This window comes from Butyrivibrio sp. AE2032, from assembly GCF_000702965.1.
In genome coordinates, this window is record NZ_JNLF01000004.1 from 157,540 (window position 1) to 176,391 (window position 18,852).

Sequence of the window (18,852 nt, forward strand, 5' to 3'; positions counted from 1 at the left end):
ACAATTACCCTTTCAGGTATTGTTTTCCCTTTATAAGATAATCAACGCCTGAAACAATAGTCATAATAACACATATTCCGAAAAGTAAATTCCCGATTATCGTGACAGCATTGATACCGACAGGATATCCGGTAAATCCCAATCCGAAGATCTTTAAGAGCAGGGGCTCGAACATCAGATAGATGAGGGCGATCATCTGGGTTACAGTTTTGATCTTTCCTATCATCTTCGCAGCGATGACCTCACCCTTTGCGGCGGCGATCATGCGGAGACCCGATACGGCAAACTCCCTCAATATGACGATCATTACCGCCCACGCCGAGAGTCTTCCCAAATTAATGAACGCGAGCATGATGCTTATGACGAGTATCTTGTCGGCCAGTGAATCGAGGAATTTCCCGAGATCGGTTATGAGATTGTACTTACGGGCTATCTTTCCGTCGGCTGCATCCGTGAGCGACGCAACGATGAAGACTCCCGCAGCGACGAGCATCCCGTTGGAATTGATGAAATTGTTCCACCCTTCCGGCTGCCAGCCGAAAATGTTCACGGGGAGCATGAAAAGCAGCGTTACCGGCACAAGAACGATCCTCAAGATTGAAAGCTTGTTGGGTAGATTCATGGCCTGACTGCTCCTTTTATATATCATTATCATATGTTTTACGGGTTATCCCGCATAAAACAACAATAATAATATACGAAAAAAAACAATACGTCAAACTGTACTTAACAGATCAGACAGTCACGGCCGTCATGTCATATTCGTCTGAGCAGTCCACTATCCTGCATTCAACGAACGAACCGATCTTCAGTTCATCTTCCTGAGCGGCGACATATATGACAGGATCGACCTCAGGCGATTCGCCGTAGCTCCTGCCGACATAGAATATGCCGTCATCGGATACGGAGCAGATATTCACCTTTGTCACGGTGCCGAGGCGCTTCTTCGTCTGTTCCGCAGATATCTCCTTCTGAAGCTCATAGATCTCATCGTAACGTCTCTGCTTTGTCTCCTCGTCGACCTGGTCAGGCATATCATATGCGGGAGTTCCCTCCTCTGGCGAGAAAATGAAGCATCCGAGCCTGTCGAACTTCCACTTCTTCAGATTTTCCTTCATTACCTGAAAATCTTCTTCGGTCTCACCCGGGAAACCGACCATCACGGTGGTCCTGATTATGCAGTCGGGCATAGCCTCCCTGATCTTTTCGAGTCTTGATGTGATGAGTTCAGCATTATCTCTTCTGTACATGGCCTTTAATATCCTGTCCGAACCGTGCTGGACCGGGATGTCAAGATAATGAGCGACCTTGGGATTATTAGCCATCTCCTCGATGAGATCCGGAGTAATACCATCCATATAACCGTACATAACGCGGATAAGTTCGATGCCGTCGATCTCCGAAAGCTTTCTTAAGAGCTTGGAAAGACACCTCTCACCATAGAGTTCGATACCGTAATTGGTCGTGTCCTGTGCAGCAAGGACGATCTCCTTTACTCCCTTAGAAGCAATGATCTTCGCCTCTTCGATTATGTCTTCCATCGGACGCGATACGAATGTGCCTCTGATGAGAGGTATCGCGCAGAAACTGCATCTGTGCCTGCATCCCTCACCGATCTTCAGCCAGGCATATGCCTCAGTGGAAAGATCCCTGTCCTTTACAAGGTGCGAAAATCCTCCGACACCCGATGTAAGATTGATCTTTTCGGCATCCTGAACATCCATCTCAGAGACGAGCCTGTCAACAACGCCGACGATATCGCCGTAGTGTGCCGTACCGAGGACCGCATCGACCTCAGGAAGCTCTTTCAGGATGTCTTCAGGATATCTCTGGGAGAGACATCCCGTAACTATCAGTTTTTTTACGTTACCTTCAGGAACCTTGTGATCGGCACACACAAGGATGGCATCGATCGCCTCCTTCTTAGCCGATTCTATGAATCCGCAGGTGTTTATTACCACGATGTCAGAGTTTTCCACATCACTGATGACATCGTATCCTGCGTTCCTCAGTTCTGTCGACATGTTCTCGCAGTCGATGAGGTTTTTCGAGCATCCCAATGCCAGGAGCGTGATCTTTATCTCAGATCTTTCCATATTCTTATCCGTCCGTTCTCTGTCTCTTTACGAGTTCTGCAAAGAAACCGTTTTTCTTAATAAGTTCGTCGTAGGTGCCTTCTTCGGTAATGTGTCCCTTATCAAGCACGAGGATCCTGTCGCAGTGTATTATCGTGCTGAGCCTGTGCGCTATGACTATCCTTGTGCATCCCATCGCATCAAGTGATTCGGATACCTGACGCTGCGTCTTGTTGTCCAGTGCGCTCGTGGCCTCATCGAAAATAAGAAGCTTCGGCTCGGGAGCTATTGCGCGCGCTATCATGATGCGCTGTCTCTGACCGCCCGATATTCCGCCCTGTCCTTCAGAGATCATCGTGTTCATGCCCATCGGCATCGCACGAATATCATCGGCGATCCCTGCCTTCTCCGCTGCTTTCCAGGCATCATCCACTGTAAGCTGGGGAGCGCTGATAACGATGTTTGAATAAATGTCTCCCTGGAAGACACCGGCATCCTGCATTACAGTGCCGATCTTGCGCCGGAGCGAAGGAAGATCCAGGCCGGTCATGTCCTTTCCGTCGTAGAAGACGGCTCCTTTCTCGGGCTTTTCAAAACCGAGAAGGATCCTTACCAGTGTGGACTTGCCGCATCCCGTGCTTCCTACGATCGCAACATATTCGCCGGGTTTGGTCTTAAGCGAGATGTCATCGAGAACATAAGGCGAGTTCTCGTCATAGCGGAATGACACGTGATTGAGTTCGACCGAACCGGAGATCTGCGTGATTATCTCTTTTCCCTGCTTGGTCTCAGGCTCAGTCTTAAGGAACGGCTCAGCCATCTCAAGTATCGGCTGGATCTGCGCAACAGACAGGGCGATACTCGAAAGCGACATGAACGCGCCCATCAGCATTCCGTATGTTGCCGTAAAAGCATAGTAGGACGATACATCGACATTGCTCTGAACGGCCATGTAATACATGATGATATTCGAGAAAAGGCTGATCGCCGCGGATATTACCGAATTGATCTTGATGAACATCGGAGGGTTGTAAGAAAGCTCAGCTCCTTCGGAATAAACATTGAGCCATTTTGCAAACACGCGCTTTTCGGACCCTGACAGTCTGATCTTCTGAATACCCGTGATGAGGCCGTAACTGAGACCCGATTCCTTTGCGGAGCATTCCATCAGCTTCCTGTTTATCTTGATCTGCATCAGCGTGGATACGATCGAAAAAGCAACAGTAACGGCAATTATCACGAGCGAAGGAATAACGAGCGCGGGAGCGAAATTATAGATCTGTCCGATATAGATAAGCGAAGTGAGCGACGTAAGACCGGTACTCATGACCATGTTCATCATGAGAGAGCACAGGCTGTTTACCGAAGTGGCACGGCTCTTGAGCTCACCGGGGCTGTACTTTCTGAAGAAATTTGCAGGCAGTGACATAAGGCGCATCATCATCGAAGACTGCACTCCGAGAGATGTCTTGATACTAAGCCTGTTCTGAATCAGCATCTTCACACCGCTCAGGAGTTGTGAAGACAGCGCCACGCAGATCATGGATATGGCGATAGCGATAAGGACATTCTGACGTCCCGAAGAAAGCACGGGACCGGTAAGGAGCCTTGTTATCCTCGGCATGAGCAGACCCACTGCGGACAGCACGAATGTTGAAACGACTATCAGTATGATGTCACTCATGGACACGCAGTTCTTCATATATATGAGAAGATCAGGTATGGTCAGCTGTTTTTGCGGGAGCGGTCTGTAAAAGCAAAGCGCATCGATGTCAAACATCGCTGCTGTCTTACGGTTCAGCCTGGTCCTGTTGCCGGTGGAAGGATCTTTGAAGCTGTATCCGATGACAGCATCCGGCAGGAGCGCCACGGGAATGCCTCCCTCTTTGGTAAACGCAAGGACCGGACCGTAGGCATCCTTATACCAGCCTTCCTCAAGCTCAACCGCCCTGCTCATAAGTCCGTATGGACGCAGGCAGTATCCCACCTGCTCGGAAGTACCCTGTATTTTCTCAGGGATCTCAACCGGTTTGCAATGATAATACTTCAGTATCTCGTCAATAGCGTTTTTGGTGATGATACGTTCGTCGAGCATCCTCTCGGCGGTACGGCGTCCCATTACAATGCCCGCAACCTTTACGAGCGATTCCTCCAGGAGCTGCTGTTCAGCCTCACGGCGTTCTTGAATCTGATTCTCGAAATGACCCACTAAACAATGCTCCTTATTCGTTCGCTACCAGGTCGGCGTAGATGCCGCCGCCCGCTATTAGTTCATCATGCGTACCCCGTTCTGCGATCACACCGTGATCGAGAACGATTATCTCGTCGCAGTCCCTGACCGTGGAAAGACGGTGTGCGATAACTATACATGTGATTCCGCGGTCACGGATCGCATTGATGACATCATATTCCGTCTTGGCATCCAGCGCGCTGGTTGCCTCATCAAGGATAATGAGAGACGGATCCTGAGCCAGAACACGCGCGATCTCCATTCTCTGGCGCTGACCACCCGAGAGGTTCTTACCGCCGCTTACGAGCTTATGCTGATATGCTCCGGGCATCTTCATGATATCGTCATGAAGACTTGCGTCCCTTGCGGCGAGGATCATCTCGAAATCCATGATGGAACTGTCCCACATCTTGATATTATTCGCGATGGTATCATCGAAAAGGATTATGTCCTGATCGACAATGGCAAGAGATCCCGTCATTACCTCACGGGGATACTCACCTCTTTCATGACCGTCAAACAGGATCGTTCCGCTCCAGGGCTGATACAGTCCCGAAATGAGTTTTGAGATCGTGGATTTGCCGCTTCCGGAAGCGCCGACTATCGCAACACGTTCGCCCGTCTTAAGGCTCATGGAAAAATCTTTTATTATCGGTGCTTCCAGTCTCGAATAACCGAAAGTAATATTCTTGAGTTCGATATTTCCGCGGAGTTTTTCGAGCTTTGTAATCGTCGGTTCGACATTGATGGACGGATCTTCTGGATATTCCATGACGTCCTCGACACGCTCCATCTGCGTGCGCATCTCCTGGATGGTCTGCCCTGCTTCGATCAGCGTCATGGCAGGAGACATGAAAGAACCCAAAAATCCCTGGAACATCAATACTGAACCGAGCGTAAATTTACCTTCCATAGTCAGATAGATTCCCGCTATGAGAACCGCATAATTCGCCACGGTCGAGAAGAATGCCGGAATAAGTCCGATAAACTGATTCTCCTTTGCAGCCTTAACGTTCTGGGCATTGACCGAAGCCTGATAACCAGCCCATTTCTGGAAGAAACCGCTCTCCGCGCCGCTGGCCTTGATCGTCTCGATCATCTCGATCCCGCTTGCAGTGGTGGCCTCGAGTTTTCCCGCATCTCTCATCTGGACACGGGTTATATTGATCCTGCGGTTCGAAATTATCCTGGACATGAAGATATTAATTATCAGAGTGGATATACCGATCAGCGTAAGCATCGGGCTCTGCTTCAGCATAAGGAGCAGATAGAATACCATCATCGCGGTATTCAGCATCAGAGGTGCAAAGGTTCCGACCAGCGTGCCTGCGATGGAAGCATTCATGCCCATACGTGACTGTATGTCACCGGCAAGTCTCTGCGAGAAGAATTCCATTGGAAGACGGAGCACTTTCCACATATAGGAAGTGTTTCCTATGACAGCCATCTTTCCGTTGATGCGGAGTGAATAAATGGTCTGCGCCCATGTAACCGTCAGCTCTATCAGAGCAAGGACTATCATGAATACTATGAACGGGTAAAGCCAGTCCCTGTTTATGCCGGTAAGCAGACGGTCCATGAATATCCTTGAAGTAACCGAGTTCGCGATACCGAAAAGATATGAGATCGCGGTGGTGAGCATTACGAATACGATAGCGGCTCCGGCACCAACGAGTCTCTTTGCGGCAAAGCTCAGAGTACTCTTGCGCTTACCGCTCGGCTTGAACTCCGCAGAAGGCGTGGGGATAAGAACAACACCCGTAAACGACCTGTCAAATTCTTCCCAGGTTATCTTTATCGTTCCGCGTGCGGGATCGTTAATATATACATTTTTACCCCTGAAGCCGTTTAAAACCACAAAGTGGTTCATGTTCCAGTGGATTATGCAGGGAAAAGTGCCTTCCGCCTTAAGACTCTCCGGGCTCATCCTGAAAGCCTTGACATCAAAGCCGTAATGCTGTGCGGCAAGATAGATATTCTTGGCCTTTGAACCGTCTCGTGACACACCGCAATCAAGGCGGACCTGTTCGAGCGGAACCCACTTCCCGTAAAAAGCCATTACCATAGCAAGAGCTGCGGCACCGCATTCCAAAGCTTCCAGCTGCATTACAACCGGAACCTTTGCAACACCTTTTTTGACGGGGCTCTTAACTTTGACTGCGGCCATCTGTCCTACCTGCTCTCGATCAGGAAATCTATAGGTCTTACCTGCTCGGTAACAACAGTGCCGTCGTAGACACCGTCAGGCAAAGCGACTTCCATTAATCCGTATACTCTTCCGAAATCATCGGAAACGGTAGTCGCGATAATGTATTTCTCCGAAAGGATATAGACAGGCATGCCCTCCGTAATGTCCGCCGAACCGTCCGAAACCGTCGCAACATTATCCTCGACGATGATCTTAACATCCGCCGTAGTCTCAAGCGTGCCGATGGTCGCCCATACGAGCATCCCGGCAAGCAAAAGGATCACGGCAGCAAGAACGATCCAGATCGCAGGATTCGTTACCCTTAAATGTTCCGTCAGTTTATCAGGAGAAGAGATGCGTTCTATGGTTTTCTCGCGGAAGATCTGCTGTCTCTTCTGTTCACTCTTATTCTCTTCCAAATAATATGCCTCCGATCGCAATTGTTCTGCGCCGTTACATTATCTTCTCAGTATTGGCATCGAGCTCGGCAAGAACCTTGAAGATGAAATCCTTCGGCTGGTCAAAACCGTCATCCACCCATCTTGTAAGGATCGCAATGCATCCCTGGGCACGGTAGCTTGTCTGATAGGACAGTTTGATGTCCTTGATATCTGTAAGTGTCTTTTCAGCCTCGATCTGCATGAGAAGACCCTCTAACAGTTTCTCGAATTTGGTGCGGAGCATTCCTGGGGAATTCTCACTGAAAACCATCTTGAACACCAAGCGGTTCTTATCAACATAATCGACCAGGCTCTTAAAGAACTCGGCAGTCCTGAGCTCTGCAAGCTTAAGGACGAGCATACCCCATTCGATAAGTATATCCTGCTCAAGCTTGTCATAAAGATCATAAACATCCAGATAATGCTTGTAGAATGTAGCACGGTTGATATCCGCCTTATCCGTGATCTCCTGTACCGTAACTTTTCGCAGTTCCTTCTGCGTAAGAAGCTCCATCAAAACATTGCATATGGCGGTCTGTGTCTTACGTGATCTGCGGTCGGGTTTCTTCTCTTCCATTTAAGCTGCACTCCTGTTTTGAATAATCAATTATCTGTCAGTCATTCTCATATGTCTCAAGATATCCGCAATCCTGGCATGTACATATCTTTTCGACCTCATTGTACCTTACTGCCTGAGAATGACAATTAGGGCATTCCGTAAAAGGAACTTTACCGGTCTCTTCGATCGAATCGCGCATAGTGCCGAGGACTTTTTTCATGTGAGAGCCCTTCGGAAGCGGCTTGCTGCGGTATACGATCTTCGGCAATACGGGGCTCGTACCGCCTGCCACGCCGTCAAGCTGATCAATATTAAGCTCATTATTATCATCTTTCATAGCTTTGTCCTCCCTTAAATTTGTTTTACTTCTTGACCCTATTTTAACCATCACCATACATATCAGCAATAAACAATTCGTAACGATAATGTAGATAAGGCAACAGATAACGCTGTATCTGTTGCCTTTAGTAAACAAGTCGTAAACAAATTAAGGAAGAACCGGGATCAACCTTCCATATAACGTTTGAAAGCAAACCTGGCTGTCTCCGGGCTGTAGCCTCTTAACTGTGCGAGTTTTAAGAATTCCTCTTCCCTGTCGGAGACGTCATCACCGCAGTTCTTACCGAAAGAAGCTTCAAAAAGGGCCTTGCAGGTATCAGAATCGTCCGGAAGGGAAGCCGTAACGGTATCAGCACAATCAGGATCTATACCGGCTTCCAAAAGACGTCTGCATATATAATGCCTGCTCTCCTGCTTTTTCCCTGAACGGGTCGCGAGCACTTTGCGCGAAGCGCGCAGATCATCGATATATCCGGTATCGATAAGGTGCCTGACTGCACTGACCGCAATATCTTCCGTATATCCCTTCTGAATAAGATAGGAACGTATCTTGCCGGAAGAATATATGCCTGTACCGATATGCCTGATCGCACAGGTCACGGCTTCTCTGATTTTAATATCCTCAGACATCGATACCTAAGATATCATCGTCATCAGCATCATCTTCAGGAGCGGCATCAACACCACCGGATGCACCGATATCGGAATCGTCGTCATCTGCAGGCATATAAGATTCCCTGATCTTCTCTTCGATCTCGTCCCTGACTTCGGGATGATCGATAAGATACTGCTTAGCGGCATCTCTGCCCTGAGCAATCTTTGCACCATTATAAGCAAACCAGGATCCGCTCTTGTCAATGATGTTGTTCTCAACACCAAGGTCGATGATGCAGCCTTCGGATGAAACACCCTTGCCGTACATAATGTCAAATTCCGCTTCCTTAAACGGAGGAGCAACCTTATTCTTAACTACCTTAACTCTTGTGTGGCTGCCTACGACATCCGAACCGTTGCGGAGAGTCTCCACCTTCCTGACGTCAAGCCTTACGGAAGCATAGAACTTAAGAGCACGGCCGCCAGGTGTGGTCTCGGGATTTCCGAACATGACTCCGACCTTTTCACGGAGCTGGTTGATAAAGATACAGATGGTATTTGACTTGGAAACAACAGGTGCGAGCTTTCTTAAAGCCTGGCTCATGAGTCTTGCCTGAAGACCAACGTGGGAATCACCCATCTCACCCTCGATCTCTGCCCTCGGAACGAGAGCTGCAACGGAGTCTATGACGACAACGTCGATGCACCCGCTCCTTACAAGAGTCTCACAGATCTCGAGTGCCTGTTCACCTGTATCGGGCTGGGACAAAAGGAGATTGTCGACGTCAACGCCGATATTGCCGGCATATACGGGATCAAGTGCATGCTCAGCATCGATGAATGCGCATGTACCGCCCTGCTTCTGTGCCTCTGCAACACAGTGAAGGGCAACAGTAGTCTTACCTGAAGATTCAGGTCCGTAGATCTCGATGATCCTTCCCCTGGGGAGTCCGCCGATACCGAGTGCGATATCAAGAGTAAGCGCGCCTGTGGGGATCGTGTCGATCTCAACCTGTGACTTATCGCCAAGGCGCATTACGGCTCCCTGACCGAACTGCTTCTCGATCTGCGCCATGGCAGCATCAAGAGCTTTCCTTCTCTCGTCTTTATCCTGAACCTGGGCAACCGAGCCCTTTCCGTTATTCTTACTTTTAGCCATTGTGACCTCCTCGGATTGAACATTTGTTCTCATTTATGAGTTAATTCTATGTTTATGATACACTTTTGTCAACAAGATTTACCTTACAAATTCGAACAAATACAGACAAGGCCCATTAATCGTACACATCTTCACAAACAAACGTCCGAAGACCTTGAAATCATTGGGCTTCGCTTTAAACAGCAAGTGCCGGAAACTGATCCTGAAGCATCAAAAACGACAAAACCCGACAAATACCGACAAAACCGGCAAGAATACGACAGAGAAATATATACCGGAAGATACCTTTTCCGCCCCGTTACCTGAGCGTTTCTATATATTCAGCGTATCTCTGATTATGCGCCTTCATGGAGTCTTCGGCATCCACATACTCCAGGAATCCGGCCCTGTCCACCCATTTGTATTCAGTGGTCTCACCATCCTGAAGGACTACGCTCTTCTTGTCACAGCTGACTTGGGCAAGATAGGAATAATACATCGCATGGCTGGTATCCTTGAACAGAACGCCAACGAGTTCCAAAGAGTCCGCCGATATCCCTGTTTCTTCAAACAGTTCCCTTTTTGCAGCCTCCAAAGGCTCTTCGCCCGTTAACGCAGATCCTCCTGCGCTTGCCTCCCAGAATCCGGGATAGACATCTTTTTCCTCGCTTCTCTTCGTTAATAGATATGAACCGTCTTCATGAATAACCAGTATGTCAACCACGAGATGATATCTGCCTTCGGGAATATTCTGAAAGTTCCCGAAGCCTCTTAAAAAGGTTTCTCCGGTCTTATTCCCGTCTCTGTCGTAAAGATCCCAGATCTCCTGCACTCCCATATTTATCCTCCTGAATTCAAAACAACAGTTATGATATCAGATATCAATATCCCTTTGTCCTGTCGATCACGTTTTCGAGCGGCAGGCCATTTCCGTATCTCGAGAGGTTCGCGCAAAACAGTCCGACATTCACATCGAGAGTATGGTCGAGTGTGAGATTCCCCGCAACATGCGGTGTGATGATGAGGTTAGGCGTCTTCCAGAGCCTGTTGCCTTCAGGAAGAGGTTCGTTCCTGAATACATCCAAAGCTGCGCCAGCAAGCCTTCCTGAGTCAAGCGCGTCAGCAAGCGCATCCTCATCTATGGCCGTACCCCTGCCGACATTGACAACATATGAACCTTCGGGAAGAAGTCCTATCCGTTCACGGGACAGGATATCTCTCGTTTCCTGAGTATCCGGAAGACTCATTACGAGCAGATCGGTCTCCGGAAGCAGTCCGTCAAGCTGAGAGACTTTTATTACCTTATCGAAAACGGGCTCATCACATTCTCCGCTCCTGCAGACTCCTGTAAGGCTAAGCGGTTCAAACGCCCTCGCCCTTCTTGCGAAGCAGCATCCGATATCACCCGTTCCGAGCACAAGGATCCTCGCGTTCTTGAGCGACTTCTGAGGCAACGGGCTTCCCCATTTGCCGTTAAGCGAATCACGGTATGTCACATCCAGCCTACGCATCATTAGAAGTGAAACTGCGATGATGTGTTCTGCGATGGTCACCCCGTACGAACCTGATGAATTGGTAATAATGCAGTCTTCATTGGCGAAAACGCCGGGCTTCATAAGATAATCCACTCCGGCAGAAGGAACGGCCAGCCACTTGAGAGCCTTGCTCGTACGCGCGGTCTCCATACCGAATCCGTAGATGACCTCGCATTCTTTGAAATCCGACGGAATATCCTCTTCTTTATCAACGAAAACAATTTCTCCGCCGATCCCGGCAGCAGTCTTTCTGATCTGCTCCCTGTGCGTATCCTTCAATAACTTATTAATAACTACTATCTTCATGGATAAAACTCACACCGTCTTCACCGGCGTACTTACCGGGATATTCTCGTAGACCCATTTCGAAACGCTGTATTCAAGCCTTATACAGCCAGCTGAGATATGTTTGCCGAGCGTACCGTTCTGGAGTGTTCCGTTGTAATTATATGTAACGCTGTGTAGGTAGTACGGACCGTTCCACTGGGTCGCATAGTAACAGAGTGAACCGTGGGAATAGAAATACGACTTATGACCTGTGACCCTGTAGTTTCCACGGGGTGTCTCATGACCTGACTTGCCACAGGACATCGGATATATCTTGTACAAGGACCAGTTTCCGACGCTTCCCTTAAATATCTCTATATAGCAGTTATCGATATCGGCGATTATATAGTAATCGGTAGGGCTCATGAAAAGCTGTTCGTTAATGCAGCGGACGTGCTTCGCGGCATTCTTATAGCACCAGCCGAGATTGCCGTCCTCATCAAGATCGTAATAGTCGTCGCAGATGCAGGTCATGCCGTTAAGGTGACCGACATAATTCTTCAGAAGGATCTTTTTGATCCAGATATTATAGGAGCGGCAAAGTTGGACGAATTCATTAGAAGAGAGAAATTCCCTGAAAACGAGATATCTGCTGTAGCCTGATTCGAGCTTTGATACGTAATATGCCTTGCCTGACTCGTCCGACTCCCTACCGTAACAGCCTCTGTACAGATCTTCGACAAATTCCTCGTCACTCTGCTTCAGGTCCTTGTATTCCTTTGAAAAATAGAAATGATACATCACGTCATAAGCAGCAGAGATGCCGCCGTCAAGACTTCTTGCAAGCTCCGTCTTCTCTTCCGCATCCGCATGCATCTGACGGGTAACGATCGCATAAAGACGTCCCACAAACTGATAGTATTTCTCATCGATCTCCTCTTCTTCCGTAACTTCCGCTTCTTCGGGGGACGCCGCTTCAACGGTTCCCTTCATACCGCCGTCATAGAGGCACATGACTGTTGCGGCAGTCAGGAGCAGGCAGAAGATCTTCAGATAGAGTTTCTTACACATCAACAATTCTCACAGTCGAACTGGTTTTAAGGACATCTTATCACTATTGTCTCCGATTCTTAAACAAAAGGTTAACTAAATGCTCCGTTTATTCTTTATCAGGATCTAAGTGTTATAATCTCTACTATAAGATTACCGGGAGGCAATAACATGAAGACGGATATCATCAGCATCTACGCATCAGGAACAGGCATGGACAAGGCTTTGGAGATCAGTGAGAGAACAGGATCTTACATGGGCCTTGACCACAAAGCGGGACTTCGTCTTCGTTTACTGTCAGAGGAGATTATCGAATTCATGCGTGCCTTCACTGAAGACATGAAGGGCGATTTCTGGCTCGAGACTGAAGATAATAAAGTAGAGATCCATCTTAAGACAGATATAGAAATGGACTTAAAGACCAGAAGCGAACTCCTCGCAGTTTCATCTTCTGGAAAGAACGCTGCCGCTAAAGGCTTTATGGGAAAGATCCGCGAGATGATCGCATCTGCCACACTTCCCGACGATCCCGAGACAAAAGCCATGGCAGACCAGGCTCTGGGACTTATGGCTCTTGGCAGCCAGATGGGCAGATATGCAGGCACATATTCCTGGTCGATGACAAGCTACATCGCATCCATTGACAAGGCTTACGACACAGAACCTCAGGCCCAGGAAGCCAAGGATGAACTGGAGAAATCCATAGTCGCAAATCTTGCCGACGACGTTCAGGTAAGCATCGTCAACAAGAGCGTGGAGATCATTATCATTAAATCATTCTGATAATTTCGGGGCACCTGATTCTTCAGCCCAGGATTTCGGGACGTCATCTATCCTGACGTCTGCTTTTGCCACGATCTGATATTTATCCTCGTAGACGATCTCCCCGGGTGAATTCGTATATACCAGATAGTACGGATGGTTATACCTTTCAAGGAGCCAGAGCGCGGGACGGATCATCTTCATCATGTCTTCTGAATTCTCCGTCTTAAACCAGCAGACCACCGCTTCCTGCCTCATGCACTGAGGGGGCCACGGAAGATTCTCCGCAAACCAGGCATCGATCTCCTGAAACAGCTGGGCATCCTCCTCTTCCATGGTGTCGTTTCTTATAAGATCCCAGCACATGCTGAAGATGCCCTTTCCGGTCATTGTATTGCGGGCGAGTTCCTTGCCCTGTATCCTGACATATTTGAACTTAAGATTAGCCATAACAGCCCTCCCGGAGATTTCAGATCTTTTTCTTGAGAGTCAGGATGTTCTTACCGTCTCTATACTCATAAGAAACGTCATCCATGGACTTTCTTGTAAGAAAGATCCCCAAACCGCCTATCTCCCTTTCTTCTGCCGACAGCGTCACGTCAGGTTCTTCGCGGGCAAGCGGATCATACCGGACTCCCGAGTCCTCGAAAACGATCTCGGCAACTCCTTCGACGATCCTCATCCTTACGGTTGCATCGCCTTCCCCGCCTTTATCCTTGTATGCGTAGTGACAGATATTCACGTATATCTCTTCGACAGATACGCTTATCTGCATTGCGGCTTTAGGAGAACTCTCCGCCGCATCGAGTCTTTCTTCGATGAAGCCCTGGATCTTATCAAGATTATCCACTTCCGCTCTTACCGTTATCTCATCGTATTCCATAACATTATCCGCCTTACTTTTTCCTGTGTATTTGAATGTCAGCATCGTGATATCGTCAAACTGCGGTGCGCCGTTAACGAACATATCAACACTGTACTTAACGTCAAAATCTATACCCATCGCAGATCTCTCTCCGCGGGTCTCGTCGTTGAGCGAAGCAAGGAGCCTGTCCAGACCGAAAAGTTCCTGATCGCGGTTTGTCGCCTCGGCAACACCATCCGTATAAAGGAAGATGATATCGCCGGGTTCAAGCCTGGTCTTTTCCTCTTTAAAACGAATACCGTCCATGCAGCCCAAAGGAGGTGAATGTTTGGTCTTTTCGACCTTGAAAGGTTCCGTGCCTTTCTTGAATACCGGGTATTCATGTCCGGCATTGGAATATGTAAGTTCACCTGTGGATACCGTCAGAATGCCGAGCCATACGGTAACGAACATATTCAGATCGTTGCTCTCGCACAACTGCGAATTTACGTTGCCCAATATCCTTGACGTGCTGCCCTCTTTGCCTATGGCTAGCGTCTGACTCTTGATGAGCGACTTTGATACCATCATATACAAAGATGCCGGTATTCCCTTTCCTGATACATCGGCTATGACCAGTGCCAGATGATCGTCGTCGATAAGGAAGAAATCGTAAAAATCTCCTCCGACCTCCTTGGCAGGAGACATGGATGCAAAGATATCGAATTCCGTCCTGTCCGGATACGGCGGGAAGATACGCGGAAGCATGTTCTCCTGAATAACTGCCGCCATGTGCAGTTCATTCTCGGCAACCGACTTCTCTTTTCCCTGTACGACATTAAGAATGCAATACATCAGAAGGAACGTTGTCATGAACACCGGGCACAACAGTGATATGCCGTAGAAGAATATCGAGATAATTCCGACGGCGACAGGTACGAATGAGTAAACGAACAATGCGACTATCTGATACGGCTTAAATCTCCTGCGCGCAAATACGACAAGTATAAGCGTGAGTATCATTACGGCGAATGAATAGATGTAAGCCACAGTGAAGAAATCGCCTCTGTGATATACGCCGTTCTCATCGACGGTGAAATAATATCCGAAGAAGATATTGAGCAGCCTCAAGCCCAATGCCATGAAAAGACCTGTCCTGAATATGACATCGTACTTATTGCTTCTCTGTTTCTCAACGTTGAGGAATGTGATGACATAACGCCAGAAGATATAAGCAAGTATGGGCGAGACACAGTAAAACACGGTATTCGCGCCAACACACAGGATCCTGTATTCCGGCTTTCCGTCGACGAGCCAGCAGAGCATGTCGGCATTGAGTCCGACAAAGTCCGTTACCAGCATCAAAAGGAAATAATTAAGGTTGTCACCGTTCCATTGTTTATCCAGTATGCAGCAGATATAAAGGATGTATGCCAGTACCATGGCACAGAGATCCATAGTTACGTTCACAATATAAACCGGCGGCAGTTGCTCTATATGGAAGAACAACATGCCGCCGACAGCTAATGCTACACCCAGTATGAAGAACAAAGAACCCAATCCGGCTCTAACCCTGAAATTCTTGGATTCAAGATCTATGATCATAAGCCTTCTGGCCTCTGCAAAAGATTACTCGATCGTCAAAATATCAGAAAAGCCTGTTACTTCAAAGATCTCCATTATCATTTCATTTACATTGGTAACTTTCATACCGTTCTTCTTTGAGAAGATCTTATGAGTGGCAAGAAGAACACGGAGTCCTGCAGATGAAATGTAATCGAGACTTCCGAGATCAAACAGCAATTCATCAACACCGTCCACAACGGGCTTGAGAGCTTCATCGAGCTCGACTGATGTATTGGTATCGAGTCTTCCCTCCAAAGCAAAAACAGCCTTGTTCCCATTAACCGTCTTCTTGATATTCAGCATTTGAATTCCTCCTTATATCGGCATGATAATGCGTCAAATTTATATGATAAGTATAACACATCATTTTCCGAACGCTCGAAAACAGATTATTAACTTTTTAATATCCCTGAATGAACGGATATCACACCGCGGACGAAGTCTTTTTGCGGATAAGATAAACGGCAATATACACTATGAGTACGACTGTAAGGATCAAAACGGCGGCACCCGTTATCTCAAAACCGTCAAAGCAGTAATCCGCATATTTCTGCATTCCGGGATTATATACGGAATAAGGCTCGATGAACCTCTCATCTCCGTAAGAGCCCTCTTTGTCCCTGCAATATATTCGGAGTTTTTCTTCTTCTCCTTCAGTTCCGTCTATATAAGATGACCCGTACTCAAAAAGGAGATTCACGTCCCTGCTGCCGATATCACCCGCGAAGAGCCATTCCACGGTACTGTAGCATTCGTAAAGTTTACCGTCTATCAGCACATTATCCTCTTTCCTGCATCCGGTATAGACCTTACCGTAGCCCGCACTCTCCGCTTCGCTTTTCTGACGGGCATGCGTATCAGATACGCTTTTCGAGACGCATACAAGACCCGCAACGCAAGCTCCGCACAATACGGTCATTACAAGAATGAGGACTGCCAATACTTTCCAGCCTTTCCGCACCTTAAGCGGTCTTGACTCTATCTTCTCGTTATTGCTGCGCTTTACCATATCGTTTATCTCCTCGATGTCGTTCTCGGTCCTGACCGAGTCGAGGGCATAAACGACAACGCTTATCGCTCCGACATATATGAACGCCATCCAGAAGTTCGAAGGATAGAACCACCCTGCTATAAATCCGAAAGCGATGACTATCCCGGTGATCACAAAGTATTTGATGATATATCCAGTAAGGATCGGTAATGCCGTTATCTCATCGAAAACATAGTTTACGACAGAGAGGATAAGCGCCAGTCCGAAAAGCAGGAATACGAGCTTTATCTCTTCCGTAAAACCGACGCCCGTGATCGAAAAAGCAAAGACCGTCAGTATCATGAGCGCTGCGAAGATACATGTATCTCTTAATATCTTTCTCATAACAGCTTTCTCCTGAAGATCTTCTTTATGTCCTTTAGGTATTTTCTGGACACGATGAGTTTCTCACCGTTATCGAGCACAGCCTCCAGATGGCTGTTCTTTATCTGCATGATCTCCTTTAAGTGCGAGACATTCATGAAACAGGTTCTTGATATCCTGACCAGATCGGTATCCGCGATCGCGGAATCAATGTCCGACATGCTTCCGTCGTATCGGTAAACATCTTTACGGGAATAGATGAATGTCTTTCTCTCGACATTTTCGATGTAGTATATCTCCGAGATATCAATGCTCACGGTCTTCCCGTCAGCCTTGCCGGTAAAGCCTATGCCGATGTTCTTTATCCTGGAGATAAGCCTTTCAACAGACCTGTCGTACTCAGGATATTCAACGATAACCGTAAGCGGCTGATCCTTAACCTGTCTTTGCTCTACCCTCATTTATCCTTACCAAAACAATCTTAATGCCAATGCACAGCACATCGGCAATAAGGAGACATATCCCCGCAAGGAAGCTCCACGGAGCCCATGTAAGCGCTATAGCCTTTATCCCTGCTCCGAAGATCACGGGGAATAGTATAAATATCAGTGCCGTTATCAGCGCAAGTACAGATCCTGTCACGATCAGGAGAACTTTCTTCCTTGTCATAAAGGCAAATATAAGTCCTGCGGCTCCCAGTACCGATACCACAGTAAATATAATATCAAATACTGTCCAGACATCACAAATCAAACCGCTCTTTCCCTGACCTGAGGCCATTGAAAAAATGCTGTTGCAGAGGCTGTCCGTGGTTGCCGCCACATTGAGATTGGTAAGCACGCACACACCGGTCTGACTGCTTCTTGAGAATACGATCCTTGATGAATAATTCGGCGTGCCTCCGGAGTGGCCGGTAACGCCGCCGTCAAACATTTCCCAGCCGGCATAGTAATCCCCTTCGTTCTCCAGTCTGGAAAACACCTGTTCCATATCAGTATCGGCGCCGCCGATCCACGCCTCCATCCATCTGCCGATATCGGATGTATCCGAATAGAAATAACCTGCGGGTATGCTTCCCTCCCTTACAGGTATCTCATAATCGAAGACGGTCCTGAAGCCGAGTCTCGTGCCGGTAACTATACTTTCCCTGCTTTCAGGAATTCCTGCATAAGTCGAATCCAGTCCAAACGGCTCCAACACCAGTTCTGTCATCGCTTCACGGTATGAAACGCCTGTAACATTCTCTATTATCAGACCGAGCAGATCGTAGTTAACATTTGAATACGCATATTCAGTACCGGGCATACTCTTAAGTTCTCTTCCAGATATGCTCTCCGCCCATTCTGCAAGAGTCATGTTCTCATCCGCCGAAGGATAGTCCGTCTCACTGTTCGTATAGCCGCTCCGCTGGGTCATTAGATCGTCTACAGTTATATCCGCTTCCGAAGACATGTAATATGCCTTAAAGCCCGGTATCAGGTCGGATACCTTATCCTGCCCGCTTATAAGACCTTCATCCATCAGTTTCTGCGCAGCAAGGCCCGTGAAAGCCTTCGTCATGGAACCGATCTGGTACAAAGCCTCACTATCACCATAGTAAGTTGTCTCGCCGTGGTCAAAAACTACAACGCTCACATCTCTGCATTTTGTTTCCGCCTTGAAATCAGATATGAGACCGTCGATGCCGCTTCCGGTTCCAGCCGCAGAAGTAAGATCAACGAAAAGCATCACGGCTGCAAGAATAAGGTTTCTGATCATCGTCACATGCATTCCTTTCGGTTTACTTAAGCGCATCGTAGCTTAAGCAAATGCAGCAGACAATAAGAGCCTTCACTTGTTGCAAATGAGGTT

The 18,852-nt window shown here is 47.8% G+C and carries 19 protein-coding genes; 1 reads left to right on the plus strand and 18 read right to left on the minus strand.

Annotation, left to right across the window (positions count from 1 at the left end):
* Positions 1-4: 4 nt before the first annotated feature.
* From pgsA to BO18_RS32885, 12 genes are all read right to left on the minus strand, one after another.
* Positions 5-622, minus strand: a complete 618-nt coding sequence (gene pgsA / locus BO18_RS14820; protein ID WP_034447568.1) for a CDP-diacylglycerol--glycerol-3-phosphate 3-phosphatidyltransferase — start codon at positions 620-622, stop codon at positions 5-7.
* Between the two features lie 112 nt (positions 623-734).
* Entirely contained in the window at positions 735-2,096 is a 1,362-nt protein-coding gene (rimO, locus tag BO18_RS14825; protein WP_034447569.1) for a 30S ribosomal protein S12 methylthiotransferase RimO, read from the minus strand.
* A 4-nt stretch (positions 2,097-2,100) separates the two neighbouring features.
* On the minus strand, positions 2,101-4,284 hold the full coding sequence (locus tag BO18_RS14830; RefSeq protein ID WP_034447570.1) for an NHLP bacteriocin export ABC transporter permease/ATPase subunit: 2,184 nt from the start codon (positions 4,282-4,284) through the stop codon (positions 2,101-2,103).
* A gap of 13 nt (positions 4,285-4,297) precedes the next feature.
* Positions 4,298-6,472 carry an NHLP family bacteriocin export ABC transporter peptidase/permease/ATPase subunit gene (locus BO18_RS14835; protein ID WP_051688800.1) on the minus strand — a complete coding sequence of 725 codons (2,175 nt, stop codon included), beginning with the start codon at positions 6,470-6,472 and terminating at the stop codon, positions 4,298-4,300.
* A 5-nt stretch (positions 6,473-6,477) separates the two neighbouring features.
* Positions 6,478-6,912: a hypothetical protein gene (locus BO18_RS14840; protein ID WP_034447571.1), complete on the minus strand. Its 435-nt coding sequence runs from the start codon at positions 6,910-6,912 to the stop codon at positions 6,478-6,480.
* Between the two features lie 34 nt (positions 6,913-6,946).
* The gene (locus BO18_RS14845) at positions 6,947-7,510 is read right to left on the minus strand and encodes a TetR/AcrR family transcriptional regulator (RefSeq protein WP_034447572.1); all 564 of its coding nucleotides are present in this window, start codon (positions 7,508-7,510) and stop codon (positions 6,947-6,949) included.
* 37 nt (positions 7,511-7,547) lie between these two features.
* On the minus strand, positions 7,548-7,829 hold the full coding sequence (locus tag BO18_RS14850; RefSeq protein ID WP_034447574.1) for a hypothetical protein: 282 nt from the start codon (positions 7,827-7,829) through the stop codon (positions 7,548-7,550).
* A 167-nt stretch (positions 7,830-7,996) separates the two neighbouring features.
* Positions 7,997-8,461 (minus strand): regulatory protein RecX, encoded by a 465-nt coding sequence (locus tag BO18_RS14855; RefSeq protein ID WP_034447576.1) that lies wholly within the window; start codon positions 8,459-8,461, stop codon positions 7,997-7,999.
* The gene (gene recA, locus BO18_RS14860; protein ID WP_051688801.1) at positions 8,454-9,584 is read right to left on the minus strand and encodes a recombinase RecA; all 1,131 of its coding nucleotides are present in this window, start codon (positions 9,582-9,584) and stop codon (positions 8,454-8,456) included. The genes BO18_RS14855 and recA overlap by 8 nt, the downstream gene beginning before the upstream one ends.
* Before the next feature lie 298 nt (positions 9,585-9,882).
* Complete coding sequence (locus BO18_RS14870) at positions 9,883-10,401, minus strand: NUDIX hydrolase (protein ID WP_051688802.1); 519 nt, start codon at positions 10,399-10,401, stop codon at positions 9,883-9,885.
* 43 nt (positions 10,402-10,444) lie between these two features.
* On the minus strand, positions 10,445-11,404 hold the full coding sequence (locus BO18_RS14875) for a D-2-hydroxyacid dehydrogenase (RefSeq protein WP_034447580.1): 960 nt from the start codon (positions 11,402-11,404) through the stop codon (positions 10,445-10,447).
* A 9-nt stretch (positions 11,405-11,413) separates the two neighbouring features.
* On the minus strand, positions 11,414-12,436 hold the full coding sequence (locus tag BO18_RS32885; protein ID WP_051688803.1) for a DUF4214 domain-containing protein: 1,023 nt from the start codon (positions 12,434-12,436) through the stop codon (positions 11,414-11,416).
* Between the two features lie 150 nt (positions 12,437-12,586).
* Between BO18_RS32885 and BO18_RS14885 the strand changes: the two genes are divergently transcribed.
* Positions 12,587-13,198 carry a hypothetical protein gene (locus BO18_RS14885; RefSeq protein ID WP_034447582.1) on the plus strand — a complete coding sequence of 204 codons (612 nt, stop codon included), beginning with the start codon at positions 12,587-12,589 and terminating at the stop codon, positions 13,196-13,198.
* On the opposite strand, the gene BO18_RS14890 is transcribed toward BO18_RS14885, so the two are convergent.
* The 6 genes from BO18_RS14890 to BO18_RS14915 all read right to left on the minus strand — a co-directional run bounded on the left by BO18_RS14890 (position 13,190) and on the right by BO18_RS14915 (position 18,759).
* Positions 13,190-13,627: a hypothetical protein gene (locus BO18_RS14890; RefSeq protein WP_034447583.1), complete on the minus strand. Its 438-nt coding sequence runs from the start codon at positions 13,625-13,627 to the stop codon at positions 13,190-13,192. The two genes, BO18_RS14885 and BO18_RS14890, sit on opposite strands and share 9 nt — an antisense overlap.
* A gap of 19 nt (positions 13,628-13,646) precedes the next feature.
* Positions 13,647-15,626 carry an ATP-binding SpoIIE family protein phosphatase gene (locus BO18_RS32890; protein WP_051688804.1) on the minus strand — a complete coding sequence of 660 codons (1,980 nt, stop codon included), beginning with the start codon at positions 15,624-15,626 and terminating at the stop codon, positions 13,647-13,649.
* A 24-nt stretch (positions 15,627-15,650) separates the two neighbouring features.
* Complete coding sequence (locus BO18_RS14900) at positions 15,651-15,950, minus strand: STAS domain-containing protein (protein WP_185752474.1); 300 nt, start codon at positions 15,948-15,950, stop codon at positions 15,651-15,653.
* A 121-nt stretch (positions 15,951-16,071) separates the two neighbouring features.
* A complete protein-coding gene (locus BO18_RS14905) occupies positions 16,072-17,022 on the minus strand; it encodes a DUF3021 family protein (protein ID WP_034447585.1) in 951 nt (316 codons plus the stop codon).
* Positions 17,019-17,462, minus strand: a complete 444-nt coding sequence (locus BO18_RS14910; protein ID WP_034447586.1) for a LytTR family DNA-binding domain-containing protein — start codon at positions 17,460-17,462, stop codon at positions 17,019-17,021. The genes BO18_RS14905 and BO18_RS14910 overlap by 4 nt, the downstream gene beginning before the upstream one ends.
* A complete protein-coding gene (locus BO18_RS14915; protein WP_034447588.1) occupies positions 17,437-18,759 on the minus strand; it encodes a serine hydrolase domain-containing protein in 1,323 nt (440 codons plus the stop codon). The genes BO18_RS14910 and BO18_RS14915 overlap by 26 nt, the downstream gene beginning before the upstream one ends.
* Positions 18,760-18,852: the final 93 nt, after the last annotated feature.

Bases quoted from the DNA above. Each gene is read 5' to 3' on its own strand.
- pgsA (WP_034447568.1), bottom strand. From the start codon at position 622: ATGAATCTACCCAACAAGCTTTCAATCTTGAGGATCGTTCTTGTGCCG.
- rimO (WP_034447569.1), bottom strand. From the start codon at position 2,096: ATGGAAAGATCTGAGATAAAGATCACGCTCCTGGCATTGGGATGCTCG.
- BO18_RS14835 (WP_051688800.1), bottom strand. From the start codon at position 6,472: ATGGCCGCAGTCAAAGTTAAGAGCCCCGTCAAAAAAGGTGTTGCAAAG.
- BO18_RS14845 (WP_034447572.1), bottom strand. From the start codon at position 7,510: ATGGAAGAGAAGAAACCCGACCGCAGATCACGTAAGACACAGACCGCC.
- BO18_RS14850 (WP_034447574.1), bottom strand. From the start codon at position 7,829: ATGAAAGATGATAATAATGAGCTTAATATTGATCAGCTTGACGGCGTG.
- BO18_RS14855 (WP_034447576.1), bottom strand. From the start codon at position 8,461: ATGTCTGAGGATATTAAAATCAGAGAAGCCGTGACCTGTGCGATCAGG.
- recA (WP_051688801.1), bottom strand. From the start codon at position 9,584: ATGGCTAAAAGTAAGAATAACGGAAAGGGCTCGGTTGCCCAGGTTCAG.
- BO18_RS14870 (WP_051688802.1), bottom strand. From the start codon at position 10,401: ATGGGAGTGCAGGAGATCTGGGATCTTTACGACAGAGACGGGAATAAG.
- BO18_RS14875 (WP_034447580.1), bottom strand. From the start codon at position 11,404: ATGAAGATAGTAGTTATTAATAAGTTATTGAAGGATACGCACAGGGAG.
- BO18_RS32885 (WP_051688803.1), bottom strand. From the start codon at position 12,436: ATGTGTAAGAAACTCTATCTGAAGATCTTCTGCCTGCTCCTGACTGCC.
- BO18_RS14885 (WP_034447582.1), top strand. From the start codon at position 12,587: ATGAAGACGGATATCATCAGCATCTACGCATCAGGAACAGGCATGGAC.
- BO18_RS14890 (WP_034447583.1), bottom strand. From the start codon at position 13,627: ATGGCTAATCTTAAGTTCAAATATGTCAGGATACAGGGCAAGGAACTC.
- BO18_RS32890 (WP_051688804.1), bottom strand. From the start codon at position 15,626: ATGATCATAGATCTTGAATCCAAGAATTTCAGGGTTAGAGCCGGATTG.
- BO18_RS14900 (WP_185752474.1), bottom strand. From the start codon at position 15,950: ATGCTGAATATCAAGAAGACGGTTAATGGGAACAAGGCTGTTTTTGCT.
- BO18_RS14905 (WP_034447585.1), bottom strand. From the start codon at position 17,022: ATGAGAAAGATATTAAGAGATACATGTATCTTCGCAGCGCTCATGATA.
- BO18_RS14910 (WP_034447586.1), bottom strand. From the start codon at position 17,462: ATGAGGGTAGAGCAAAGACAGGTTAAGGATCAGCCGCTTACGGTTATC.
- BO18_RS14915 (WP_034447588.1), bottom strand. From the start codon at position 18,759: ATGATCAGAAACCTTATTCTTGCAGCCGTGATGCTTTTCGTTGATCTT.